Raw genomic sequence first — 23147 nt, 5'->3', positions numbered from 1 at the left:
GCGGGCGTCCGCACACCACCCCACCATGTGACGTGGATCACGACGTCGTGTAATCTTGCAACGGCAAGTACCTGATACGCCACGTCTCAGATAAATGATCGACCGGCCCTCGACGACGCGGGCCGGACCTCCACCGGACCGCCGTGCAACGTTGCACGCCGGCCCGGTCTCGTGCGCACGCCAGTGCGCACCGTGACGAAGGAGTCCGGATGAGCTTGACCTCCAACGGGGTGAGGGCCTCGCGGTCCACGGCGGCACACGTCGTCGGCCACACCCTCCTGCTGATCACGGCGATAGTTCTCATCGCCTTCCTCCTCATCTTCTCGGGACGCGTCCGCGACGGGTCCATGCGCCTCGCCGAGGGTTCCGGCAAGGTCGACGACGGCGCCGCGCAGCTCGCAGCCGGCGCCGGCACCGCCGCCGCCGGGGCAGGCAAGGTCTCCGACGGCGCGGGTGCCCTCTCGTCAGGCGCCACGCAGGTGGCCGACGGGGCCGGGGCCCTCTCCGACGGCGCCTCGACGCTCGCCGAGGGCACGTCGAAGCTCGGCGCCGGGGCGACGTCCCTCGCCGACGGCCTGAGGGACGCCGACGACGGCGCAGGGCGGCTCGCGACCGGCGCGGGCGACCTCCGTCAAGGTGCGCGCACCCTCGCGACAGGGGCGTCCGCGCTCGACGCCGGCGCGACGACCCTCGCGACCGGCGCGCGGGACCTCCGCACGGGCATGAGCAGCGCGCACGAGGGCGCCGGGAAGCTCGCGGCCGGGGCCAGCACGCTCGCCACGGGTGCCACGTCGCTCCGCGACGGCGCCAAGGCCGCCGACAAGGGCGCGACGCAGGTCGCCCAGGGCGCCAAGGACCTCGCCGCAGGTGCAGGCACGCTGTCGGCCGGCGCCGCGACTGCCTCGGCGGGTGCCGCACAGGTGCGTGTCGGCGCAGGAGACCTCGCCACCGGTGCCGGCGAGCTCGACGAGGGCGCCACGGCGCTCCAGAAGGGTACGTACGAGCTCGCCAAGGGCATCACCGCCGCCCACAAGGGAGCGGGAGACCTCAGGGACGGAGCCGGAGCGCTCGCATCGAACCTCGTCGCGACCCAAGGCGCGTTCACGAGCGTCGACCCTGCCAACCCGGGCCTCCTGCCTGGTGCTCAGAACCTGGCCGGCGCCCTTGGCGCCGCGCCGACCACGGCAAGCGACATGGCCGACGGCTACTCGGCACTCGGGACCGGCGCGGGCGACCTCGTCACGAGTCTCGATGAGCTGAGGCTCGCCATCGCGAACGACGAGCCACCCACCAAGGCCGAGATGCTCGCCATCATCGACGGGCTCTCCCGGGGCGCCTCGACGATCCAGGCCAGGGCTAACGGAACCGCACAGCAGATCATGGCACCCGGCGTCGGGTTCCACGCCCGGCTCACCGCGGCCCACACGGGGGCCGTGGCCCTGGCTGGCGGAGCCGCCAAGTTCAACACGAACGCGCTCACGCCGCTCGTCGCGGGCGCCGCACGGCTCAGCACGGGGAGCACGGACCTCGCCACGGGCACCGGCGACCTCGTCGCCGGTGCCTCACGGCTCACGTCCGGAGCCGACACCCTCGCAGAGGGGGCGACCAGGCTCGCCACGGGTGCTGGCACCCTCAGCACGGGCGCCACGGAGCTCGCTTCGGGCACCGCTGCACTCGCCGCGGGCGCCGGCTCGCTCGCCGAGGGGTCCCAGACCCTCTCGGAGGGCACGACGACCCTCGCGAACGGGACGACGGCACTCGCGAAGGGCGCAGGAACCCTCGCGACCGGGGCTCGCACGCTGAGTGCGGGCACGAAGGACCTCACCTCGGGCACGAAGCAGCTGCTCGCCGGGTCGACGTCCCTCGCCTCCGGAGCCCGCACCCTCAACGCCGGCACCGGGACCCTCGCAGGCGGGGCGGCCCGGCTCTCGACGGGGTCCGGTGACCTCGTCAACGGCGCGACCTCGCTGGCTGCCGGGACGGACCTGCTCGCCGCAGGCTCGGTCGAGCTCCGCGACGGCCTCGGCGAGGCTGACGCAGGCGCCCAGAAGCTCGCGGAGGGGGCGGGCACGCTCGCGACCGGCGCAGGCGACCTCGCCGACGGCGCGGGCACGCTCGCCACAGGGGCGGGCGACCTCGCGACCGGCACGGCGACGCTCGCCGACGGTGCGACGACGCTCGCCGACGGCACCAGCCAGGTGGCGGGCGGGACCGTCGATCTGCGCACGCAGGTCGAGGGCAGCCCGACGAAGCAGCTCGCGGCCGGCGGCGGCGTGCTCGCGGCCCTCGCGATCGCTGCGGCGGCCGCGGGCGTCGGCAACCGTCGTCGTCAGGAGGGCTGAGCGTCCTCGCGCTCACGGACGAGCCCCCGACGACCGCGTCGTCGGGGGCTCGTCCGCGCCTAGGATGGGTTCCCATGCGCATCCTCTTCGCCGGGACCCCCGAGGTCGCGGTCCCGTCCCTCGAGGCGCTCGTCGCCTCCCCGCACGAGGTCGTCGCGGTGCTCACCCGCGCCGACGCCCCGGCCGGTCGCGGCAAGCGGCTCACGCCGACCCCCGTGCGGGTCCGCGCGGAGGAGCTCGGCCTCGAGGTCATCACGGGCCGCCCGCGTGACCCCGAGACGCTCGCGCGGCTGCGCGAGCTCGCCCCCGACGCGGCGGCCGTCGTCGCCTACGGGGAGATCCTGCGGCCTGACGCCCTCGCGATCCCGCCGCTCGGCTGGATCAACCTCCACTTCTCGATCCTGCCCGCGTGGCGCGGCGCCGCCCCGGTGCAGCGCGCGATCATGGCGGGCGACGAGGTGACGGGCGCGACGACGTTCGTCATCGGCGACGGCGTCGACACGGGCCCCGTCCTCGGGACGCTCACGGAGACCGTGCGCCCGCGCGACACCGCGGGCGACCTGCTCGACCGCCTCGCACACGCGGGCGCTCCGCTGCTCGTCGCGACGATGGACGCGCTCGCCGCCGGACAGCTTCTCCCTGAGCCGCAGCCGGCCGACGGCATCTCGCACGCCCCGAAGATCGAGGTCGCCGACGCACGCGTCGACTGGGCGCTCCCCGCCCTCGCGGTCGACCGACGGGTCCGCGGCTGCACGCCCGCGCCGGGCGCGTGGACGACCCTTCCGGACGGTGCACGCCTCGGTCTGGGTCCCGTGACGCTCGCCCCGGACGTCACCGACCTCGCTCCGGGCGAGCTGCGCGTGGGGCGGCGCGACGTCCACGTCGGCACCGCGACGCACGCCGTGCGACTCGGCGAGGTGCAGCCCGTCGGCAAGAAGCTCATGGCGGCCGCCGACTGGGCGCGCGGCGCCCGGGGTCCCGACGGGGCGCCGCTCGGCGACGGCTCGATCCTGGGTGCGGCATGAGCCCCCGGGACGAGCGCGGCCAGGGGCCGCGTCGCGACGCGAAGGGCCGCGAGCGCGGGGCCTTGCGCCGCTACGACGAGCGGTCGACGCTCGCGCCCTCGGCGCGGCGCAAGGGCTCGGACCCGGCACGTGAGGTGGCGCTCGAGGTGCTGCGCGAGGTCGACGGCTCTGACGCGTACGCGAACCTCGTGCTGCCGCCCGCGCTGCGCCGGGCGCGCCTGCGCGGGCGGGACGCGGCGTTCGCGACGGAGCTCGCGTACGGCACGCTGCGGCTCCAGGGGCGCTACGACGCGATCCTCGCGCACTGCATGGACCGTCCGCTCACGGACGTCGACCCGGTCGTGCGGGACCTGCTGCGGCTGGGTGCGCACCAGGTGCTCGGCATGCGGGTCGCGACGCACGCGGCGGTCTCGGAGACCGTGGGGCTCGCGCGCGAGCACGCGGGCACGGGCCCGTCGCGCTTCGTCAACGCTGTCCTGCGCCGGGTCTCGGAGCGGACGCCCGAGGAGTGGGACGCGCTGCTCGCGGCCGAGGCACCCGACGACGACGCCCGGCTCGCGGTCCTCGGCTCGCACCCTGCCTGGGTCGTGCGCGCGCTGCGCGAGGCGCTCACGGCGCACGGTCGCGACGCGTCCGAGATCGAGGCGTTGCTCGAGGCGGACAACGCCGCACCCCGGGTGACGCTCGTGGCACGGCCGGGGCTGCTCGACGTCGCCGAGCTCGCCGAGGAGGTCGCCGAAGAGCTCGGTGACCGCGAGGCGCGCGTCGTCCCGAGCCGCTACGCGCCGACGGCCGCCGTGCTCCAGGGAGGGGACCCCGCGTCGATCCCCGCGGTGCGCGCGGGCGCCGCCGCGGTCCAGGACGAGGGCTCGCAGCTCGTCGCCCTCGCGCTCGCCGCCGCGCCCCTCGAAGGCCCGGACGAGCGCTGGCTCGACCTGTGCGCCGGCCCGGGCGGCAAGGCGGGCCTGCTCGCGTCGCTCGCGGGGGAGCGCGGGGCGCGGCTGCTCGCCAACGAGTCCCAGGCGCACCGCGCGCGCCTCGTCGAGCAGACGCTGCGGGCCGTGCCCGCCGACGCGGTCGAGGGAGTCGTCGTCGGGGACGGCCGCACGATCCTTGAGCGCACGACGGGCGGCTTCGACCGCGTCATGGTCGACGCCCCGTGCACGGGGCTCGGTGCGCTGCGCCGTCGTCCTGAGTCGCGCTGGCGTCGCGAGCCGTCGGACGTTCCCGCGCTCGCGAAGCTCCAGCGTGAGCTGCTCGGCGCGGCGATCGACGCGACCCGGCCGGGCGGTCTCGTCGCGTACGTGACCTGCTCGCCGCACCTCGCCGAGACACGGCTCGTCGTCGACGACATCCTCGCGGGACGCGACGACGTCGAGCGGGCGGACGCCGCGGCCGCGGTGCGGTCGGTGTCGCTCGAGGAACCCGAGCTCGTGCCCGGCACGGACGTGCAGCTGTGGCCGCACGTCCACGGGACCGACGCGATGCACCTCACGCTCCTGCGCCGCACGCGCTGACCTGCGGCGCCGGGACCGGCACCACCCTTGCCGGCCCGGGCCGCCGGTAGGGTGACGCTCATGGGCATCGCCATCCACCCCAGCATCCTCTCGGCCGACTTCGCGAACCTCCAGCGCGACCTCGAGGCCATCTCGACCGCGGACGCGGCGCACGTCGACGTCATGGACAACCACTTCGTGCCGAACCTCACGCTCGGCCTGCCGATCGTCGAGCGGATCGTCGAGGTGTGCCCCGTGCCGGTCGACACGCACCTCATGATCGCGGACCCCGATCGCTGGGCGCCCGCGTACGCGGAGGCCGGTTCTGCGTCGGTGACGTTCCACGCGGAGGCCGCCGCAGCGCCCGTGCGGCTCGCACGCGAGATCCGCCGGCTCGGGGCACGGGCCGCGCTCGCGCTGCGCCCCGCGACGCCCATCGAGCCGTTCATCGATCTCCTGCCGGAGCTCGACATGATCCTCGTCATGACCGTCGAGCCCGGGTTCGGCGGCCAGTCGTTCATCGAGGCGACGCTCGCCAAGATCGCGCGAGCCCGTGCCGCGATCGATGCCACCGGCCTCGAGGTGCGGCTCCAGATCGACGGGGGCGTGTCGCGCTCGACGATCGAGCGTGCCGCCGAGGCCGGGGCGGACGTCTTCGTCGCGGGGTCGGCCGTCTACGGGGCCGAGGACGTCGCGGCAGAGATCGCCACCCTGCGCGAGCTCGGCGCGGCCGCCTGCGGCCACTGAGCCCGTTCTGCGGCGTCCACGGCTCGGACCTGCGGCCCACGTGCGGGAATGAACCCTTCGCATGTGGCATTGTTGAGGGTGAGCACGTGCTCCGGGGTCGGTGAGAATCCGAGCCGGCGGTCATAGTCCGCGAACCGTTACGTCGTCACCGCCGGTGACCGACTGACGGCTGATCCGGTGGAACTCCGGGACCGACGGTCAAAGTCCGGATGGGAGGCGTACGTGACGACGACGCAGGCATGCGCGTCCCCTCACGGGTGACGTGTCGTGCGGCGACGTCGCGGACGTCCGTCCGTCGCCCCGGGGCCGACCGTCCGGGAGCGACCATGCACGACGACGCCACCACGGGGACCACGCCGACCCCCGAGTACCTCACGCCCGTCGAGGCCCTCGCGCACGCGATCACCAGCGCCGCGGGCGGCCCCGCGTTCGGTCCCAACCCGCGCGTCGGCGCGGTCGTCCTCGCCCCGGGCGAGGGTGACGACCCGCGGCGCGTGCTCGCGACCGGCATCCACCTGGGCGCGGGCACGCCCCACGCCGAGCAGGCGGCGCTCACGCACGCGGCGGACGCGGGCGCCGACGTCACGGGCGCGTCGGTCTTCGTGAGCCTCGAGCCGTGCAACCATCAGGGCCGGACGGGGCCGTGCAGCGAGGCGCTCCTCGCGGCCGGCGTCGCCGCGGTGACGTACGCGGTCCCGGACCCGAGCACCGTCGCGGCGGGCGGGGGAGCGCGCCTCGCGGACGCGGGCGTCACAGTCGTCGGCCCGACCGAGGACGGCGACGGCCCCGGCCACGAGCTCGTGCGCGCGTGGCTCCACTCCGTGACGACGGGGCGTCCGTTCGTGACGCTGAAGATGGCGACGACGCTCGACGGCCGGGTCGCGGCCGCTGACGGCACGAGCCGCTGGGTGACGTCGGACGCCGCGCGCCGCCACGCGCACGCGCGCCGCGCCGAGGTCGACGCGATCCTCGTCGGGACGGGCACCGTCCTTGCCGACGACCCGGCGCTCACCGCACGCACCGAGCCGATGCGGCTCCTGCCCGACGGCACGTCGGTCGTCCACCAGCCGCTGCGCGTCGTCCTGGGTCGCACGGAGATCCCGCGCGAGGCGCGCCTGCGCCGGGAGCCCGGCGGCCGCATCGTCCACCTGCGCACGCACGACGTCCACGAGGCGCTCGTGCAGCTCGCGGCGCTCGAGGTCCGTCACGTCCTCGTCGAGGGCGGGCCGCGCGTCGCGGCCCAGTTCCTGCGCGCGGGACTCGTCGACGAGGTCCACGCGTACGTCGCCCCCGTCATCCTCGGCGCCGGTCGTGGCGCCGTCGCCGACCTCGGCATCACGTCGATCTCGCAGGCGCTGCGCCTCGAGCCGGTGTCGGTCGAGGTCCTGGGGCCCGACGTCCTCGTCGTGTCCCGTCCCCGGCGTGCGGCGCTCGACGCCGACGCCACCACCCTCACGAAGGAGCACTGATGTTCACCGGCATCGTCGAGGAGCTCGGCGCGATCGTCGCGTCCGAGGACCTCGGGACCGACGCCCGCCTGACGATCCGCGGCCCGCTCGTCACCTCGACGGCGGCCCACGGGGACTCGATCTCCGTCAACGGGGTCTGTCTCACCGTGACGACGCTCGACGCGGAGGCCGGAACCTTCGGCGCGGACGTCATGCCCGAGACGCTGCGGCTCACGCAGCTCGGCGCGCTGCGCCCGGGAGACCCGGTCAACCTCGAGCGTGCGGCGCTCGTCGGCGGACGGCTGGACGGGCACATCGTCCAGGGACACGTCGACGGCGTCGGGCGGCTGCGGTCGCGGACGCCGGGGGAGCGCTGGGACGACCTCGTCGTCGAGGCCCCCGCCGACGTCCTGCGGTACGTCGTCCACAAGGGTTCGATCACGGTGAGCGGCGTCTCGCTCACGGTGACGCACGTCGACGACGAGTCGTTCGGGATCTCGCTCATCCCGACGACGCTCGCCGCGACGACGCTCGGGGCGCTCGCGTCGGGCGACGCCGTCAACCTCGAGGTCGACGTCGTCGCGAAGTACGTCGAGAAGCTGATGGGGGCACGCGCATGAGGCTCGCGACCGTCGAGGAGGCGCTCGAGCAGATCCGGCAGGGGCGTCCCGTCCTCGTCGCCGACAACCCGGACCGAGAGAACGAGGCCGACGTCATCCTCGCGGCGTCGACCGCGACCGACGAGTGGGTCGCGTGGACGATCCGTCACTCGTCGGGCTACCTGTGCGCCCCCATGCCGGGGCCGCGCGCGGACGCGCTCGAGCTGCCGCTCATGGTCCCGCAGTCGCAGGACCCGCGCCGCACGGCGTACACCGTGACGGTCGACGCGGCGACGGGTGTGACGACGGGCATCTCGGCCGCGGACCGCACGCGCACGCTCCACGTGCTCGCCGACCCGGTCTCCGGCCCGATCGACCTCATCCGTCCCGGGCACGTCCTGCCGCTGCGCGCGGTCGCGGGCGGCGTCCTGCACCGCGGCGGCCACACCGAGGCGGCGGTCGACCTCGTGCGCCTCGCGGGCGCGGGGGAGGTCGGCGCGATCGCCGAGCTCGTCCACGACGACGGCACGATGATGCGCCTGCCGGCCGTCATGGAGCTCGCCGAGAAGGAGGGCCTCGTCGTCCTCACGATCGCGGACCTCCAGGCCTGGCGTCGCGAGCACGACCCGGTGACTCCCGAGGCTCCCGGCCGGCTCGCCGACGCGAAGCGCGTCGAGCGCACGGGCGTCGCGGACCTGCCGACCGCGCACGGCGACTTCCGCATCCACGGCTACCGCGACCTGCGGACGGGCGCCGAGCACGTCGCTCTCGTCCCCGCGATCCCGCCGGTCATGCCGGGGGAGCGGCCCGTCGTCCGTGTCCACTCGGAGTGCCTGACGGGCGACGCGTTCGGCTCGTCCCGCTGCGACTGCGGGCCCCAGCTCCACGCGGCGATGGAGGCCGTCGCCCGCGAGGGTGGCGCCGTCGTCTACATGCGCGGCCACGAGGGCCGGGGCATCGGCCTCGTCGGGAAGATCTCCGCGTACGAGCTCCAGGACCGGGGGCTCGACACGGTCGAGGCGAACCTCGAGCTCGGGTGGCCCGCCGACCGCCGCGAGTACGGGGCCGCGGCCGCGATCCTCAAGGACCTCGGCCTCGACCACGTCGAGCTGCTCACCAACAACCCCGCCAAGGTCTCGGGTCTGACGGCCAACGGCGTCGACGTCGCGAGCACGCGGCGCATCGAGGTCGGCCACACGCCCCACAACCAGGCCTACCTGCTGACGAAGAAGCTCGCGATGGGCCACGTCCTCGATACCGTCGAGGCACCCGCGGGCACCACCACCACCGAGGAGGACCCGCGATGAGCGGAGAAGGCGCACCCCAGGTCGTCACGGACGGCACGGGCCTGCGGGCCGTGCTCGTCGCCGCCAGCTGGCACACCGAGATCATGGACGGTCTCGTCGCGGGTGCCCGCCGTGCGTTCGAGCGCACGGGGGTCACCGACGTCACAGAGATCCGCGTGCCGGGCTCGATGGAGCTTCCGGTCGTCGCGAGCCGCGCGGCCTCGGCGGGCTACGACCTCGTCGTCGCGCTCGGCGTGGTCATCCGCGGCGGCACCCCGCACTTCGAGTACGTGTGCCAGGGCGTCACCTCGGGACTCACGGACGTCGCGGTGCGCACGGGCGTCCCCGTCGGGTTCGGGCTGCTCACGGTCGACACGGTCGAGCAGGCGCGCGAGCGCGCCGGTCTGCCGGGCTCGAGCGAGGACAAGGGCGCGGAGGCTGTCGAGGCCGCCGTCGCGACCGTCGTCGCACTGCGCGCGATCTGATCCAGGCGGGCGGGACGCCGGACGTCCCACCAGCACGCACGGCCGCGGCCGGTGCCCGTCCCTCGGGACGGGCACCGGCCGCGGCCGTCGGCGCGCTAGGCTCAAGAACCGTGAAGACCTTCGACACGCTGTTCGCCGAGCTGGGCCGCAAGGCCGTGGAACGTCCTGAGGGATCAGGCACCGTCAAGGAGCTCGACGCGGGCGTGCATGCCATCGGCAAGAAGATCGTCGAGGAGGCGGCCGAGGTCTGGATGGCCGCCGAGTACCAGAGCGACGCGGAGCTCTCCGAGGAGATCTCCCAGCTGCTCTACCACCTCCAGGTGCTCATGGTCTCCAAGGGCCTGACCCTCGAGGACGTCTACTCCTACCTCTGAGCGATGCCGGGCACCAGCCCGCCGCTCCGCGTTCCTCTCCCGATCTCCCGTCCGCGCCAGGCCGTCCGGCGCGGGCCGACCCGAAGGATCCCCGTGTTCCGTATCGCCGTCCCCAACAAGGGCTCCCTGTCCGAGCCCGCCGCCGACATGCTCCGCGAGGCGGGCTACCGCCAGCGCCGCGACACGCGTGAGCTCGTGCTGGCCGACCCGGACAACGACGTCGAGTTCTTCTTCCTGCGCCCGCGCGACGTCGCCGTCTACGTCGGCTCGGGCACCGTCGACGCCGGCATCACCGGCCGCGACCTGCTGCTCGACTCGGGTGCGCACGCCGTCGAGCACCTGCCGCTCGGCTTCGCCCGCTCGACGTTCCGGTTCGCCGCCCCGCAGGGCGTGGTGACGGACGTCGCCCAGCTCGCGGGCCAGCGCATCGCGACCTCGTACAACCTCCTCGTCGAGAACTACCTCGCCGAGCGCGGCATCACCCCGGAGCGGGTCGTCCACCTCGACGGCGCCGTCGAGTCCTCGGTGCGCCTCGGCGTCGCGGACGTCATCGCGGACGTCGTCGAGACGGGCACGACGCTGCGCGCGGCGGGCCTCGAGGTCTTCGGCGACCCGATCCTCCTGTCGGAGGCCGTCCTCATCAAGTGCGCCGACCGTGAGGACCCCGAGGGCCTCGCAACGCTCACGCGTCGTCTCCAGGGCGTCCTCACCGCGCACGAGTACGTCCTCATGGACTACGACGTCCCCGTCGACAAGGTCGACGGGGCCGTCGCGATCACGCCGGGGCTCGAGTCGCCGACCGTCTCGCCGCTGCACGACCGCGACTGGGCCGCCGTGCGTGCGATGGTGCCCCGCAAGCAGACGAACCGCGTCATGGACGACCTCTACGAGGTCGGCGCGCGCGCGATCATCGTCACCTCGATCCACGCGAGCCGGCTGTAGCAGCCGTGTCCGACGACGACGCGAGGCTCCTGGCGCCCTTCAGGCCCCGGGGAGCCCGCGTCGTCGGGCGGGTCCTCATCGTCGCGATCCTCGCCGGCGCGGCGTTCGTGCTGCTCACGTCGCCCGGTCATCCGGGGATCGGATACGACCCCGCCAACAACGTGGCCATGTGCCTCGTCGTCGGGTTCGCGGTGTGGCTGCTGTGGCGCCACGCGGGCGTGCTCGCGGTCGTGAGCCCCGAGGGGATCGTCGTGCGCAACCTCGTGCGGACGCGCGCGCTCGAGTGGGCACAGGTCGAGTCCGTGCGCCTCGGACAGGGGCAGCCGTGGGTGACGCTCGACCTCGCGGACGGCACGACTCTCGCGGTCATGGCGGTGCAGTCCTCGGACGGTGCCTTCGGCCGCGCGGAGGCGGCCCGGCTGGCGACCCTGGTCGTACGCTACGGCGAGGCGACTGAACCTGAGCGCTGAACGGGCCTCGCCCAGACATGCCGATGGCCGGCACCCCGAGGGGTGCCGGCCATCGGCGTACGTGCGGGTGCCTGGCTCAGCGGGCCCAGCGCGTCGTGCGCGGCGCGTCGGCCGAGCGGTGACGGTCGTCGCGGCGCGGGCCGCGCTCGTCCCGACGGCCGTACGCGGGACGCTCGTCGCGGCCGCCGCGCACCGGGGGAGCGCCCTCGTCGAGCGTCATGCGCAGCGACTTGCCGCCCACCTTCGCGCGCGAGATGCGCTCGATCGTCTGGTCGTCGAGCGACGCGGTGATCTCGACGAGCGAGAAGCTGCCGAAGATGTCGATCTTGCCGAGGTCGGAACCGGTGAGACCACCCTCATTCGTCAGGGCGCCTACGATGCCGCGCGGCTGGATGCCGTGGTTGCGGCCGACGGCGAGGCGGTACCGCGTGCCGGCGGTGCCGTGGTCGCGGCGCGCCACGCGGCCGTCGCTGCGACGGTCGTCGCGGCGATCCTCGTAGCGGCGGTCGTCACGACGGTCGTCGAAGCGACGGTCGCCGCGCTGCTCGCGCTCGACGGCGCGCTCCTTGGCGCGCTGCTCGAGGCGGCGGGCCTCGTCGCGCTCGGCCTCGGCCGCGACCTGCTCGGCGTAGGCGCTCGGGCCGTCGTCGCCGACGTGGAGGGCGACGAGCGCCGAGGCGATCTCGAGCGGGTCCGTGCCGGACTCGGCGGCGTAGGAGGACAGGAGCGAGCGGTAGAGGTCGAGGCGACCGGACTCGATGCGCGCGGGAACCGCGGCGAGCACGGAGCGGGCCCGGTGCGCCGAGACGTCGGCGGGGGTCGGGATCTCGACGAGCGAGAGCGGCGTGCGCGTCGTGCGCTCGATGCCGCGCAGGCGACCGCGCTCGTTGGGCGTGACGAACGAGAGCGCGCGGCCCGTGCGGCCGGCGCGGCCCGTACGGCCGATGCGGTGGACGTACGCCTCGGGCTCGCCCGGCAGGTCGAAGTTCACGACGAGACCGATGCGGTCGACGTCGAGGCCACGGGCCGCGACGTCGGTCGCGACGAGGACGTCGAGCTGGCCGCCGCGGAGGCGCTCGACGATCTTCTCGCGCTCCTTCTGGGCGACGTCGCCGGAGATCGTGGCGGCGGAGATGCCCTTGGCGATGAGCTCGGAGCCGACCTCCTCCGCGGCACCGCGGGTGCGGCAGAAGACGATCGCGGCGTCGGCGTCGGACGTCGCGAGGACGCGGCTGAGCGCACCGACCTTGTGGCGGAACGGGACGACCGCGTACTCCTGGACGACCGACGTGACGGTCGAGGCCTGGCGTGCGACAGCGATCTCGACCGGGTCGGTGAGGTGCTCGGCGGCGACGCGGCGGATCTGCGGGGGCATCGTCGCGGAGAAGAGCGCGACCTGGCGCTTCTCGGGGGCGCGCTTGAAGACGGTGTCGACGTCCTCGGCGAAGCCCATGCGGAGCATCTCGTCGGCCTCGTCGAGGACGAGGAAGCGGATGTCGTCCATGACGAGCGCGCCGCGCTCCATGTGGTCGATGACGCGGCCGGGGGTGCCGACGACGACCTGCGCGCCGCGCTGGAGGGCGCGCTGCTGCGGGATGTACGGGGAGCCGCCGTAGACGGCGAGGACCTCGAGGCCGGGAAGGTGCGTCGCGAACGACTGGATCGCGTCGGCGACCTGCATCGCGAGCTCGCGCGTCGGCGTGAGGACGAGGGCCTGGGTCGCGCGGAGCGACGGGTCGACCGCGGCGAGCATGGGGAGACCGAACGCGGCGGTCTTGCCCGTTCCGGTCTGGGCGATGCCCGTGATGTCACGGCCGCCGAGGAGGGTGGGGATCGCCTCGGCCTGGATGGCAGACGGGGTCTGGAAGCCGAGGTCGGCGACCGCCGCCATGAGGGCGTCGGGGAGGCCGAGGGTGTCGAAGGAGGGGGTGGGCTGGGCGTCGAGGGCGCGCGGAAGCGTGCCCTGCTCGGACGTCGACATACGAGAGGGACCGATTTTCTGTTCGGGGTGCGGAGCCGGTGCAGCGGACGTTGGGTCCACCGCGGTCGCTACTCCCGAAACAACCCACACGGCCACCATGGGTGGCCACCTGACTCACACGCGGGACGCGCGACACGCTCCAAGCTGAACCCTCAGCCTAGCGTGCCGGGGCCCCGTCGGGTGAGGGACCTGGCCGGTGAGGTCGGACACAGGGGAGGGTCAGGTCGTGGTCCCGAGCTGCGACGCACGGCGTCGACGGCGCCTCGCGAGCCTCACGAGCGTGACGACGACGGCGACGACGCCGATCGCCGCGAGCACGGGCACGACGATCGCGAGGACGGAGATGACGACGGACGACGCGTCCTCGACGGACGAGACGACGGGCGCCGCGAGGCCGAACGTCGCGGCGTTGAGGACCGGACGCACGGAGGCCTTGAGCAGGTGGACCGCGAGCGCGATGCCGACGCCGAGCGCGACGGCCCACCAGCTCGTGCCGCTCCACGTGCTGCCGTCGACGACCTGCTCGCCGGCGGTGCCGGCCCCGACGACGAGGCCACCCGAGGCGGGACGCACGACGGTCTGGACGACGTCGTTGAGCGTGTCGACCGCGGGGACCTTGTCGGCGACGACCTCGATGACGAGCAGGACCCCGAGGATGGCGAGCGCGGGCCACCCCGAGAGCCACGACCAGGCGTCGGGGAGCTCGACGAACGTCGTGAACCGGTCTGCGAGCCCGATGACGAGAAGCGGGACGTACGCGTTGAGGCCTGCGGCGGAGGCGAGGCTCGCCCCGGTCAACAGCTCGATCATCGTCGTCCCCTCGGTCGTCCTGTGCAGGCCTCTCCCTGCGCAGCCTAGGATGACAGGCGCACCGGAGGCAGGAGGCACGACCCGTGAAGGCAGCACCCGACGCGCGTACGCGGCCCACGCGGCCCGACGCCTCCATGGTGCTGCTCGACGAGGTCATGCGCCGTCCGCTCGACCCCGGCTACGCCGAGGAGGCGGCTCGGCGACGTGACGGGTCCTCGACCCGTGGCCCGCGCCGCACCGTCGTGCTCACGCTCGTCGCGGTTCTCCTCGGCGCCGGCACCGCGGCCGCGACGGTCGCGCTGCAGCCCAAGGACTCCGTGCTGCAGGCACGTTCCGTCCTTCAGGAAGAGATCCTCGAGCGTGCCGCGGAGGCCGACGCGGCCGCCCAGGAGATCCTCGAGCTCGACGCGCGCATCGACACGCTGCAGAACGAGGGGCTCGCCGACACCTACCCGGCGCTGCTCGAGCGCACGTTGCGCGACGGCGCGTCGGCCGGCACGGTCGCGGTGACCGGCCCAGGGCTCGTCGTGACGATGCGCGACGCTGTGCCGCTGCTCGGGGAGAAGGAGAACGAGTCCAAGCGCGTCCTCGACTACGACCTCCAGGTGGTCGTCAACGCGCTGTGGGCCTCGGGCGCCCAGGCGATCGCGGTCAACGGACACCGGCTCACGGCGACGAGCGCGATCCGCAGCGCGGGGGAGGCGATCCTCGTCGACCTCGTCGGTCTCAGCAGCCCCTACACGGTCGAGGCGATCGGCGACCCCTCGACCCTGCCCGCGTACTTCGCGCGTTCCGTGGGCCAGCAGCACCTCACGGTGCTCGCGTCGCGCTACGCGATCACGTCCGACGTGCGCCGCGAGAAGCTGCTCCAGCTCCCGGCCGGCCGTGTCGCCGAGACGCTGCTCGCGCTGCCGCCCAAGACGCTAGGCTCGTCAACGTCGCCGAGCCGCCCCGACGGCGTGCCGACCCCATGACCCGAGGAGGACGCTCGTGATCCCCGTGCTCGGCCTGCTCGCCGGAGCGCTGCTCGGCCTGTACTTCCAGCCGGACGTGCCGGTCGTGCTGCAGCCGTACCTCCCCATCGCGGTCGTCGCGGCGCTCGACGCTCTCTTCGGCGGCCTCCGGGCGCTTCTCGACGGGATCTTCGACGACAAGGTCTTCCTCGTGTCGTTCCTGTCCAACGTCGTCGTCGCGGCTCTCATCGTCTTCATCGGCGACCAGCTCGGTGTCGGGACCCAGCTCTCTACCGGCGTCGTCGTCGTCCTCGGTATCCGCATCTTCTCGAACGCCGCGGCGATCCGCCGCCATCTCTTCAAGGCGTGAGCGTGGCCGACGACGAGCGTCCTGAGCTCCCGGACAAGGCGCCCCGTGAGGGGGACGCTCCTCGCGAGGAGCTCGCGTCTCACGCGGACGAGACCTCGCATGCGGAGGACACCGCGCGCTCGGACGAGGCCTCCGTCGCGCAGGAGAACCCTGGCACGGACGCGCCGACCCGTCCGCCGGCCGGGCAGCACGCTGCGTCCGGGGCCGACGCCGCCGCGCCGAGCACACCGGCGCCGGGAGCTGGGGCGCACGTCGCCGAGCATGCGCGCCCGGCGGCCTCCGGACGCAACGCGTGGCTCACGCTCGCGCGCGCCGGCGCGCCGAGGGCGACCAGGACGCAGGTCGTCGCGGCACTCCTGTGCGGCCTGCTCGGGTTCGGCATCGTCGTCCAGGTGTCCTCTACGCGGGAGAAGCCGCTCACGGGCCTGCGCCAGAACGAGCTCGTCCGGATCCTCGACGAGACGACGCGGCGCGGCAACGAGCTTGCGCGGCAGGCGGCGTCGCTGCGCGAGCAGCTCGGCGACCTCGAGTCGGGCAACGCTGACCAGGAGGCGCTGCTCGCGCTCGCGCAGGAGCGCGCCACGGTGCAGGGGATCCTCTCGGGGCGTCTCCCCGCAGAAGGCCCTGGTGTGGCGATCAGGGTCTCGGCGGGAGCGGAGCCGCTGCGTGCGACCGTCTACCGCGCGATCCTCGAAGAGCTGCGCAACGCCGGCGCCGAGGTCGTCCAGGTCGGAGACGTCCGGATCGTCGCAAGCTCGTCGTTCATCGATACGGCCCAGGGGGTCTCTCTCGACGGCACGGTGCTCACGTCGCCCGTCGAGTGGCGTGTCATCGGTGCGGCGGACACGATCGTGCCAGCCCTCGAGATCCCGGGCGGCGCGATGGCTCAGGTCCGCAACGCCGGCGCGACGGGCGAGGTCACCACGCGCGACAAGGTCGAGGTCACAGCGGTCCGTGAGGCGCCGGCGACGCAGTGGGCGGTGCCGGTCCCGGTCGAGCCTGCGGACTGAGCCGCGCGGCGCGGACGTGCGACGCCGCGCTCAGGGTCACCTAGGATGGTGTGACGCCGGTCGCTCCGGCGGGACCGACGTAGCTTGGAGGGGCCATGACGCACGCAGCCGATCCTGCACCGGGGAACGACGCACTGCAGAGCGTGGACCAGACGCTCGTCTTCGGCGCGATCCCGAGCGAGCCCCAGGGCGACGAGCCCGTCGAGCGGCCCGGGGCGCAGGACGAGGCGACGATCGCCGCACTGCCCGCGGGCAGCGCGCTGCTCGTCACGCTGCGTGGCCCGGGCGCCGGCTCGCGGTTCCTCCTCGACGCGGACCAGGTGCTCGTGGGTCGTTCCGAGCGCTCGGACATCTTCCTCGACGACGTCACGGTGTCGCGCAAGCACGCGGCGTTCGTGCGGGACGGCGGGGGCTTCGCGGTCCGCGACTCCGGATCGCTCAACGGCACGTACGTCAACCGTCAGCGGGTGGACGTCGCCGCGCTGCGCACGGGCGACGAGGTGCAGATCGGCAAGTTCCGCATGGTCTACTTCCCGAGCCGCCAGCAGCCCGGGGCCCCTGCGTGACGCCGCGGCAGCAGCCGCAGCCGTCCGAGCCGGTCGTCGGCGAGGCGCCTCGGCTCGACCTCGTGCGTTCCTGGCCTGCGGGTGTCCCGACGACCGCGACGATGCGGATCTCGGACGTCCTCGCGGCGCTCAAGGCCGAGTTCCCGGCGCTGACCCACTCGAAGCTGCGCTTCCTCGAGGAGCAGGGCCTGGTCGAGCCGGTGCGGACGCCGGCGGGCTACCGCCAGTACTCGCGGGCCCACGTCGAGCGGCTGCGGTATGCGCTCGCGCAGCAGCGTGACGCGTACCTGCCGCTGCGTGTCATCAAGGAGCAGCTCGCCGAGCTCGACGCTGGCCTGGCCGACGCGTCGACGGGTCCGCACGCCGTGCAGGAGGGCGTGGTCTACGCGCCCCTGCGTGCGGCGGACCGCGAGACCGCAGCGTCGCTCGCTACGGACCTCGGTGTCGAGGAGTCGTTCGTCGTCGCGCTCGTCGAGGGTGGCATCGTGCGCCTCGACGACCGGGGCGGGTTCGACGCGTGGGCGCGCCAGATCGTGCTGCACGCGTCGGCTCTTGCGGAGCACGGCGTCGAGCCGCGACACCTGCGTGCGCTGCGGACGGCCGTGGACCGGGAGGTCGGGCTCGTCGAGCAGGTCGTGGCACCCTCGCGGGCCAAGCTCGGGCGAAACGCGAAGGCGCGTGCTGAGGCCTCCGCTGTCGAGCTGGGGGAGTCCTTCACGCAGCTGCACGCAGCGATGCTGCGGCAGTCGGTCGCGCGCCTCGACCTGGGCTGACACATTCCGGGAGCCTCACCCTCAAGTTGTGGTTGAAGGTCAGGGTTGAAGGTGCGACACGCCGAAAGCGTGTTGAACCCGATGTCGTTGACGGTGCCTGGGGCGGAACGTAGCGTAGCGGTAGACAACGAGCCCGGCGCCTGCGACGGGATCCTGACCCCGCCCTTCAGGAGGCACAGTGAGCGTCACCGGAGAGACGAACGACGGACCAGCACGCGCGATCGTCGCGTCGCAGGGCCTCCTCTTCGGCGAGGACCTCGCCGAGTCCGACCCCGCGACGGGCTTCCGCGGCCCGACCGCGTGCCGCGCCGCCGGCATCACGTACCGCCAGCTCGACTACTGGGCCCGCACAGGCCTCGTCGAGCCGACCGTGCGTCCCGCGACCGGCTCGGGCACGCACCGCCTCTACAGCTTCCGCGACATCCTCGTCCTCAAGGTCGTCAAGCGCCTTCTCGACACGGGCGTCTCGCTCCAGCAGATCCGCACGGCCGTCGGCCACCTGCGTGAGCGCGGTGTCGAGGACCTCGCGCAGATCACGCTCATGAGCGACGGCGCGTCCGTCTACGAGTGCACGAGCGCCGACGAGGTCATCGACCTCGTCCAGGGCGGCCAGGGCGTCTTCGGCATCGCCGTCGGACGCGTGTGGCGCGAGGTCGAGGGCACGCTCGCCGAGCTTCCGACGGAGCGGCTCACGGACGACGAGCAGGCTCCGTCGCCCGTCGACGAGCTTGCGGCACGCCGCCGGGCACGGAACGTCGGCTGACACCATGAGCACCGCCGCGCACGACCCTCACGAGGTGGCCGCGCGGCTGCGCGCGGAGCACCCTGAGTTCGACGAGGTCCCGCTCCTCGAGGACGACGAGACGATCCCTCCGCGCCCCGAGGAGGAGGCCGCCGACGCGGCCCGCAACTCCTGAGATCACGTAGGACGAAGGCCCCGCCACCGGCGGGGCCTTCGTCATGCGTCTGGCACCCGGCGCGCAGCACCGGGGGAGCGGTGCTAGAGGAGCGGCCGCAGGGGAGCGAGGATCCGCTCGCCGAGGCGTGAGTACCAGGGCCTCGTGGCCCACTCGTCGAGCGTGAGCTCGTGGCAGTTCGAGAGATCGGTCGCGAAGACGCGCTCCATCTGCCCGGCGACGTCGCGGTCGTAGATCTCGAGGTTGATCTCGTAGTTGCCCGTGAGGCTGAGCCGGTCGATGTTCGCGGTGCCGATCGTCGTCCATTCTCCGTCGATCGTCGCGGTCTTCGCGTGGACCATGGCGCGCTCGTACATCCAGATCGTCACGCCGCCCGAGAGCAGGGACGTGTAGAAGCCCCGCGAGAGCCAGTCCGTGACGACGTGGTTGGACGCGGCCGGCACGATGATCCTCACATCGACGCCGCGCCGGGCGGCCGCGAGAAGCCCGGCGAGAAGCTCCTCGTCGGGGATGAAGTATGCCTGCGTGATGTAGATGTTCCGCCGCGCACGGTCGATCGCCTGGAGGTAGATGCCGCGGATGGGGAAGAGCATGTCCGACGGGACGTTGCGCGCGGGGCGCACGTGCGGGTCCCAGACGTCAGAGCCCGGGTCGGCGAGGATCGGGTGGTGCGCCTTGCGCTTGGTGTTCCAGAAGTCGACGAACGCGTTGCGCAGGTCCCACACAGCCGGGCCGACGAGCCGCAGATGCGTGTCGCGCCACTCGGTCGCGTAGAGCGAACCGATGTTGAACCCGCCGACGAAGCCGACCTCGTCGTCGACGACGAGGATCTTCCGGTGGTCCCTGCCGAGGTGGCGGATGTTGAACGTGAACGTCTTCGGGTGGATGAACGGGAAGCGCAGCACGTGGATGGGCGCGGGCAGGTCGTAGAACGAGCGCGGCACGACCATGTTCGCGAAGCCGTCGTAGATGACGTAGACGTCGACACCGCGGCGCGCGGCATCGACGAGCGCCTCCTTGAACTGCTCGCCGAGCTCGTCACCCTTCCAGATGTAGGACTCGAGGAGCACTGTGCGTGTGGCTCCGCGGATCGCGTCGAGCATCGAGGCGAAGAGATCCTCGCCGTACGTGAAGACGGTCGAGCGCGTCGCGCCGATCTCGGCGTCGAGCGGGGGAAGGTGCGGGAAGTCGGCCGGCGCGCGGCCGTGGCGGTAGATCTTTACCGCGTCGGCGACCACGAGAGCACCGGCGAGCGCGAAAGGCGTGGCGACGGCGACCGCGCCGGAGCGGACCAGGACGCGGCGCATCTTCTCACTCAGGGGCACAGCGCCACTGTAGCCGTCCGTCGTTCACCCCGGCAGGCCCAGCGCGCACCCAGCGCGCTCCCAGGTCGCAGGTCGGACCGCTACGGCCAGGGCGGGCTCCGACCTCGTCAGACCCGGCGGGCGACGAGCCGGTTGAGCCGCTCGGACATGACTAGCCCCAGCACGACGAGCAGGAGGAGGAAGACGGGGAAGAGCCACTGCCCCAGCCACGTCGAGAGGACGCCGAAGAGCGGCGGGACGATCGTCGATCCGGTGTATGCGGCAGCCATCTGGATGCCGATGATCGCGTGGGAGCTCTCACGCCCGAAGCTCGTCGGGGTCGAGTGGATGATCGCGGGGTAGATGGGGGCGCAGCCGAGGCCGGCGACGACGAGACCCGTGAGCGCGAGCACGGGGGTCGACAGGGGGAGCGCCACGAGGAGCGCGCCCGCACCGACCATGAGGAAGCCGCCCCGGATGAGCGCCACGTCGCCGATGCGGTCGGCGACGATTCCGGCGAGGAACCGACCGCCGGTGATGCCGAGCAGGAAGAAGGATGCGAAGGCCGCCGCCGTGGCAGGGGTCACCGCGTGCTCGCCGACGAGGTAGGTTGCCGACCAGAGGATCGCGGTGGACTCGAGGCCGCAGTAGGCGAAGAACGCGACGAGGACGAACAGGACACCCGGGATGCGCAGCGCCACCTTGAGCGGGACGTGACCGCTGACGGGCTCGTCGACGGTGGGGGAGGGCGCATCTGCCGCCTCAGCCTGCGCGGCGGTGGCCGTGGCGCGCGACCACAACGGCAACGATGCGAAGAGGACGACCGCGAGCGAGATCTGGATGACGCCGACGATGCTGTACGCCCCGGTCCAGCCGAGCTCCGAGGCGAGGGCGTGGCTCATAATGAACGGGCTGATCGACGCGCCGACGCCCCAGAAGCTGTGGAGCCAGTTCATGTGGCGCGCGGCGTAGTGCAGGGCGACGTAGTTGTTGAGCGCCGCGTCGACCGCGCCCGCGCCGAGGCCGTACGGCACGGCCCAGATGCAGAGCATCCAGAAGCTGTCCGAGGTCGCGAAGCCGACGAGGGCCGCTGCGGTCGTCGCAACGCTCGCGGCCGTGACGAGGCCCGTGCCGAAGCGGCTGGTCAGACGCGCGGACAGGAGGCTCGACGCGATCGTCCCGCCGGCGATGATCATCGTGAGAACGCCTGCGGCGGCGACGGGGACGCCGAGGTCGCCGTGCATCGCGGGCCAACCGGCGCCGACGAGCGAGTCCGGGAGGCCGAGGCTGACGAACGCGACGTAGATGATGGCGAGCAGGAGGGAGTACACGGCAGACCTCAGGTGCGGGGGACGCGGGACTCCCGCGGTGGACGTGTACGATCGTACACACATCTTGGACCGGGGCCGCAAGTCGGGATAGCCTCGGTGCTCGTGACGACGACATCCGACTCCCAGCAGACGCGCGCGAGCGGTTCACGACGGGGGAGGCGCAACGACCCCGACCGGCGCGACCGCATCGTCGACGCCTGCCTCGAGGTCATCGCGCGCTCCGGCGTCGCAGGGACGTCACACCGCAAGGTCGCCGCGGCGGCCGACGTGCCGCTCGGTGCGACCACGTACTACTTCGACGGGCTCGACGACCTGCTGCACGCGGCCTTCGAGCGCTTCGCGACGGCGGCGAGCGAGGCCTTCGACGCCCGGCTCGCGGGGGCAGACGGGCCGCAGGCCGCGCGGGAGGCCGTCGTCGCGCTCATCGTGCACGACATCTTCCAGGACGAGCGCAGCCTCGTCCTCTCGCACGAGCTCTACACGCTGGCCGCCCGGGAGCCGCGGTTCAGGACGATCACCTCGGCGTGGATGCGGCGGTCGCAGGTGTCGCTCGGACGGCACTTCGACCCGGCGACGGCTCGCACGGTCGACGCGCTCATCGAGGGACTGACGATCCACCGTGCGCTCGACGACGAGGAGCGCGATGTCGACGAGGTGGTCGAGGCCGTGCGCCGGATCACGGGCTGAGAGAGCCCTGGGGAGCGGCGCGCTCCGCTAGTTTGACATAATGTACCTTATCGGCGTCAAGCCGGTTCCAAGCGCTGAGACGTTCGGTCTCGGAGTTGCGTCGTGAGCGCCCCGGCTTGGGCCGTCGCGGCGGTCAAGGAAGCGATGCGGCACGACGCGCGGACGGCGGTTGCGGATCGCTGGGCGGCGCATCGCTGCGAGCGGGTGCACGACACGTTCGACACGTGCTTCACGTGCCGCACGTGGGCGTCGGCCAAGGTCGCGGCCATGTCGGACCCGCTGGCGGAGGCTGCGGGCGTCATCGAGGCGTGGCTGTCGCTGTCGAAGTCGTCGGAGAATCTCGCGGGCGCTGCGCTGGTGCTCATCGTGCAGGACGGCTCCGGTCTTGAGCTCGTGTGGCCGGTCGCCGGTCGGTCGGCGCTGAACCTCCAAGAGCTGCTGTCCACCTGGGCGCGGGAGTTCGCCGGTCAGGTGATCGTGACGGCGCTGGGCGACGAGCACGTGTGCGTCCGACCGCACACGTTCTTTGCTCGCTGGCCGGAGGCGTGATGTGGGACGATCCCGGACTCTGGCGTACCGCGTCGCTCTGTGCGGCGTTCTGGCTGGCGCTGCGCTATGGGCGGCTCCTGCGGCGACTGCGGTGGGTGTTCAGCCGTGGCTGAGCGTCGCAGCGGTCGCGTCGTCTACTCCCGAACCCGAGCCGAGTGGGTCCGGCTCGTCGTCCTCGTCGGGCTCGGAACCGCCCTCGGACTCGGAGGGGTCGGGTGGGTCCTCCGTACCGTCGTCGGAAACATCGTCCGCTCCTTCGACTACGCCGTGCCCGTCCCCGGACTCGGCGTCGTCTGGATCGTCGCGGGGGTGGTGGGACTCTGCGCCGCTGGTGTCGCCTGCGTGCTGGGACGACCCCGCGTCGTCCGGTCCCGCGATTCTGGCGGAGCTGGCGGCTCTGCGGGCTTCGGTCGTCCTTGGGTTGGGGCTGACGGTGATGGGTCTGTGGGCGCTGGTGCTGATGCTGTGGCGGAGGTGAGCGGCGGTGGGTGACTTCTTCCCGGCCCTCGTCGGCCCGCTCGTGGCTCTGCTCGGGCTCCTGGCGCTCGTAGAGCTCGCGGCGTCGTGGCTGCGGTCGGCTCCGCGCGCTGCTGCTGGTGAATCGCTCGACTGATGGAAGCCGTCGAGCTCATGGTCTCCGCGATGACAACCGGTCTCGCGGTTGGGATGGTCGGGCGTCTGC

The 23147-nt window shown here is 73.1% G+C and carries 25 protein-coding genes and 1 riboswitch; of the genes, 21 read left to right on the top strand and 4 right to left on the bottom strand.

Annotation, left to right across the window (positions count from 1 at the left end):
• Positions 1–209: 209 nt before the first annotated feature.
• From G7063_RS07880 to G7063_RS07830, 11 genes are all read left to right on the top strand, one after another.
• Positions 210–2342 (top strand): hypothetical protein, encoded by a 2133-nt coding sequence (locus G7063_RS07880; protein WP_166413909.1) that lies wholly within the window; start codon positions 210–212, stop codon positions 2340–2342.
• Between the two features lie 74 nt (positions 2343–2416).
• Complete coding sequence (gene fmt, locus G7063_RS07875; protein ID WP_166413908.1) at positions 2417–3367, top strand: methionyl-tRNA formyltransferase; 951 nt, start codon at positions 2417–2419, stop codon at positions 3365–3367.
• On the top strand, positions 3364–4884 hold the full coding sequence (locus G7063_RS07870) for an RsmB/NOP family class I SAM-dependent RNA methyltransferase (protein ID WP_166413907.1): 1521 nt from the start codon (positions 3364–3366) through the stop codon (positions 4882–4884). The genes fmt and G7063_RS07870 overlap by 4 nt, the downstream gene beginning before the upstream one ends.
• A gap of 60 nt (positions 4885–4944) precedes the next feature.
• Positions 4945–5610: a ribulose-phosphate 3-epimerase gene (gene rpe / locus G7063_RS07865; protein WP_166413906.1), complete on the top strand. Its 666-nt coding sequence runs from the start codon at positions 4945–4947 to the stop codon at positions 5608–5610.
• An 83-nt stretch (positions 5611–5693) separates the two neighbouring features.
• Positions 5694–5835, top strand: a riboswitch (FMN riboswitch).
• A gap of 101 nt (positions 5836–5936) precedes the next feature.
• Positions 5937–7079: a bifunctional diaminohydroxyphosphoribosylaminopyrimidine deaminase/5-amino-6-(5-phosphoribosylamino)uracil reductase RibD gene (ribD, locus tag G7063_RS07860; protein ID WP_166413905.1), complete on the top strand. Its 1143-nt coding sequence runs from the start codon at positions 5937–5939 to the stop codon at positions 7077–7079.
• A complete protein-coding gene (locus tag G7063_RS07855; protein WP_166413904.1) occupies positions 7079–7678 on the top strand; it encodes a riboflavin synthase in 600 nt (199 codons plus the stop codon). Before ribD ends, G7063_RS07855 begins: the two co-directional genes overlap by 1 nt.
• Positions 7675–8964 (top strand): GTP cyclohydrolase II, encoded by a 1290-nt coding sequence (ribA, locus tag G7063_RS07850; protein ID WP_166413903.1) that lies wholly within the window; start codon positions 7675–7677, stop codon positions 8962–8964. Before G7063_RS07855 ends, ribA begins: the two co-directional genes overlap by 4 nt.
• Positions 8961–9428, top strand: coding sequence for a 6,7-dimethyl-8-ribityllumazine synthase (ribH, locus tag G7063_RS07845; protein ID WP_166413902.1), 468 nt, complete (start codon positions 8961–8963; stop codon positions 9426–9428). Before ribA ends, ribH begins: the two co-directional genes overlap by 4 nt.
• Positions 9429–9538: 110 nt before the next feature.
• Complete coding sequence (locus G7063_RS07840) at positions 9539–9802, top strand: phosphoribosyl-ATP diphosphatase (protein ID WP_166413901.1); 264 nt, start codon at positions 9539–9541, stop codon at positions 9800–9802.
• Between the two features lie 93 nt (positions 9803–9895).
• Complete coding sequence (gene hisG, locus G7063_RS07835) at positions 9896–10744, top strand: ATP phosphoribosyltransferase (protein ID WP_166413900.1); 849 nt, start codon at positions 9896–9898, stop codon at positions 10742–10744.
• A 5-nt stretch (positions 10745–10749) separates the two neighbouring features.
• Positions 10750–11214, top strand: a complete 465-nt coding sequence (locus G7063_RS07830; protein ID WP_240916001.1) for a PH domain-containing protein — start codon at positions 10750–10752, stop codon at positions 11212–11214.
• A gap of 76 nt (positions 11215–11290) precedes the next feature.
• Here G7063_RS07830 and G7063_RS07825 read toward each other — a convergent pair whose 3' ends face one another.
• On the bottom strand, positions 11291–13195 hold the full coding sequence (locus G7063_RS07825) for a DEAD/DEAH box helicase (protein WP_166413899.1): 1905 nt from the start codon (positions 13193–13195) through the stop codon (positions 11291–11293).
• 219 nt (positions 13196–13414) lie between these two features.
• A complete protein-coding gene (locus G7063_RS07820; RefSeq protein WP_166413898.1) occupies positions 13415–14005 on the bottom strand; it encodes a DUF4126 domain-containing protein in 591 nt (196 codons plus the stop codon).
• An 83-nt stretch (positions 14006–14088) separates the two neighbouring features.
• On the opposite strand from G7063_RS07820, the gene G7063_RS07815 reads away from it, so the two are divergent.
• From G7063_RS07815 to G7063_RS07785, 7 genes are all read left to right on the top strand, one after another.
• The gene (locus tag G7063_RS07815; protein ID WP_166413897.1) at positions 14089–14979 is read left to right on the top strand and encodes a DUF881 domain-containing protein; all 891 of its coding nucleotides are present in this window, start codon (positions 14089–14091) and stop codon (positions 14977–14979) included.
• Between the two features lie 16 nt (positions 14980–14995).
• A complete protein-coding gene (locus G7063_RS07810; protein ID WP_102508668.1) occupies positions 14996–15328 on the top strand; it encodes a small basic family protein in 333 nt (110 codons plus the stop codon).
• Positions 15329–15330: 2 nt separating this feature from the next.
• Positions 15331–16338 (top strand): DUF881 domain-containing protein, encoded by a 1008-nt coding sequence (locus G7063_RS07805; RefSeq protein WP_166413896.1) that lies wholly within the window; start codon positions 15331–15333, stop codon positions 16336–16338.
• A gap of 95 nt (positions 16339–16433) precedes the next feature.
• Positions 16434–16904 carry an FHA domain-containing protein gene (locus G7063_RS07800; protein WP_166413895.1) on the top strand — a complete coding sequence of 157 codons (471 nt, stop codon included), beginning with the start codon at positions 16434–16436 and terminating at the stop codon, positions 16902–16904.
• Positions 16901–17677 carry a MerR family transcriptional regulator gene (locus G7063_RS07795; protein ID WP_166413894.1) on the top strand — a complete coding sequence of 259 codons (777 nt, stop codon included), beginning with the start codon at positions 16901–16903 and terminating at the stop codon, positions 17675–17677. Before G7063_RS07800 ends, G7063_RS07795 begins: the two co-directional genes overlap by 4 nt.
• Before the next feature lie 178 nt (positions 17678–17855).
• Positions 17856–18440 carry a MerR family transcriptional regulator gene (locus G7063_RS07790; protein WP_166413893.1) on the top strand — a complete coding sequence of 195 codons (585 nt, stop codon included), beginning with the start codon at positions 17856–17858 and terminating at the stop codon, positions 18438–18440.
• 4 nt (positions 18441–18444) lie between these two features.
• A complete protein-coding gene (locus tag G7063_RS07785) occupies positions 18445–18594 on the top strand; it encodes a hypothetical protein (protein ID WP_166413892.1) in 150 nt (49 codons plus the stop codon).
• 83 nt (positions 18595–18677) lie between these two features.
• Here the strand turns inward: G7063_RS07785 and G7063_RS07780 are convergent, their stop codons facing one another.
• Together G7063_RS07780 and G7063_RS07775 are read right to left on the bottom strand one after the other, a co-directional pair.
• The gene (locus G7063_RS07780; RefSeq protein WP_240916236.1) at positions 18678–19919 is read right to left on the bottom strand and encodes a phosphatidylserine/phosphatidylglycerophosphate/cardiolipin synthase family protein; all 1242 of its coding nucleotides are present in this window, start codon (positions 19917–19919) and stop codon (positions 18678–18680) included.
• A 107-nt stretch (positions 19920–20026) separates the two neighbouring features.
• Positions 20027–21229, bottom strand: a complete 1203-nt coding sequence (locus G7063_RS07775; protein WP_206188229.1) for a sugar MFS transporter — start codon at positions 21227–21229, stop codon at positions 20027–20029.
• 102 nt (positions 21230–21331) lie between these two features.
• Between G7063_RS07775 and G7063_RS07770 the strand changes: the two genes are divergently transcribed.
• The 3 genes from G7063_RS07770 to G7063_RS15410 all read left to right on the top strand — a co-directional run bounded on the left by G7063_RS07770 (position 21332) and on the right by G7063_RS15410 (position 23078).
• Entirely contained in the window at positions 21332–21916 is a 585-nt protein-coding gene (locus G7063_RS07770) for a TetR/AcrR family transcriptional regulator (protein ID WP_166413890.1), read from the top strand.
• 144 nt (positions 21917–22060) lie between these two features.
• Positions 22061–22465 carry a hypothetical protein gene (locus G7063_RS07765; RefSeq protein ID WP_166413889.1) on the top strand — a complete coding sequence of 135 codons (405 nt, stop codon included), beginning with the start codon at positions 22061–22063 and terminating at the stop codon, positions 22463–22465.
• 484 nt (positions 22466–22949) lie between these two features.
• Positions 22950–23078 carry a hypothetical protein gene (locus G7063_RS15410; RefSeq protein WP_255454248.1) on the top strand — a complete coding sequence of 43 codons (129 nt, stop codon included), beginning with the start codon at positions 22950–22952 and terminating at the stop codon, positions 23076–23078.
• The last annotated feature ends 69 nt before the right edge of the window (positions 23079–23147 follow it).

Origin of the sequence: Sanguibacter sp. HDW7, from assembly GCF_011300875.1 — a bacterium.
Lineage (GTDB): Bacteria > Actinomycetota > Actinomycetes > Actinomycetales > Cellulomonadaceae > Flavimobilis.
The sequence above is the reverse complement of the archived record's forward strand: the minus strand, read 5'-3'. Positions and strand labels throughout refer to the sequence as shown.

Excerpts from the sequence above, each read along its gene's own strand:
- G7063_RS07880 (WP_166413909.1), top strand. The coding sequence starts at position 210 with ATGAGCTTGACCTCCAACGGGGTGAGGGCCTCGCGGTCCACGGCGGCA.
- fmt (WP_166413908.1), top strand. The coding sequence starts at position 2,417 with ATGCGCATCCTCTTCGCCGGGACCCCCGAGGTCGCGGTCCCGTCCCTC.
- G7063_RS07870 (WP_166413907.1), top strand. The coding sequence starts at position 3,364 with ATGAGCCCCCGGGACGAGCGCGGCCAGGGGCCGCGTCGCGACGCGAAG.
- rpe (WP_166413906.1), top strand. The coding sequence starts at position 4,945 with ATGGGCATCGCCATCCACCCCAGCATCCTCTCGGCCGACTTCGCGAAC.
- ribD (WP_166413905.1), top strand. The coding sequence starts at position 5,937 with ATGCACGACGACGCCACCACGGGGACCACGCCGACCCCCGAGTACCTC.
- G7063_RS07855 (WP_166413904.1), top strand. The coding sequence starts at position 7,079 with ATGTTCACCGGCATCGTCGAGGAGCTCGGCGCGATCGTCGCGTCCGAG.
- ribA (WP_166413903.1), top strand. The coding sequence starts at position 7,675 with ATGAGGCTCGCGACCGTCGAGGAGGCGCTCGAGCAGATCCGGCAGGGG.
- ribH (WP_166413902.1), top strand. The coding sequence starts at position 8,961 with ATGAGCGGAGAAGGCGCACCCCAGGTCGTCACGGACGGCACGGGCCTG.
- G7063_RS07825 (WP_166413899.1), bottom strand. The coding sequence starts at position 13,195 with ATGTCGACGTCCGAGCAGGGCACGCTTCCGCGCGCCCTCGACGCCCAG.
- G7063_RS07820 (WP_166413898.1), bottom strand. The coding sequence starts at position 14,005 with ATGATCGAGCTGTTGACCGGGGCGAGCCTCGCCTCCGCCGCAGGCCTC.
- G7063_RS07800 (WP_166413895.1), top strand. The coding sequence starts at position 16,434 with ATGACGCACGCAGCCGATCCTGCACCGGGGAACGACGCACTGCAGAGC.
- G7063_RS07785 (WP_166413892.1), top strand. The coding sequence starts at position 18,445 with ATGAGCACCGCCGCGCACGACCCTCACGAGGTGGCCGCGCGGCTGCGC.
- G7063_RS07765 (WP_166413889.1), top strand. The coding sequence starts at position 22,061 with ATGCGGCACGACGCGCGGACGGCGGTTGCGGATCGCTGGGCGGCGCAT.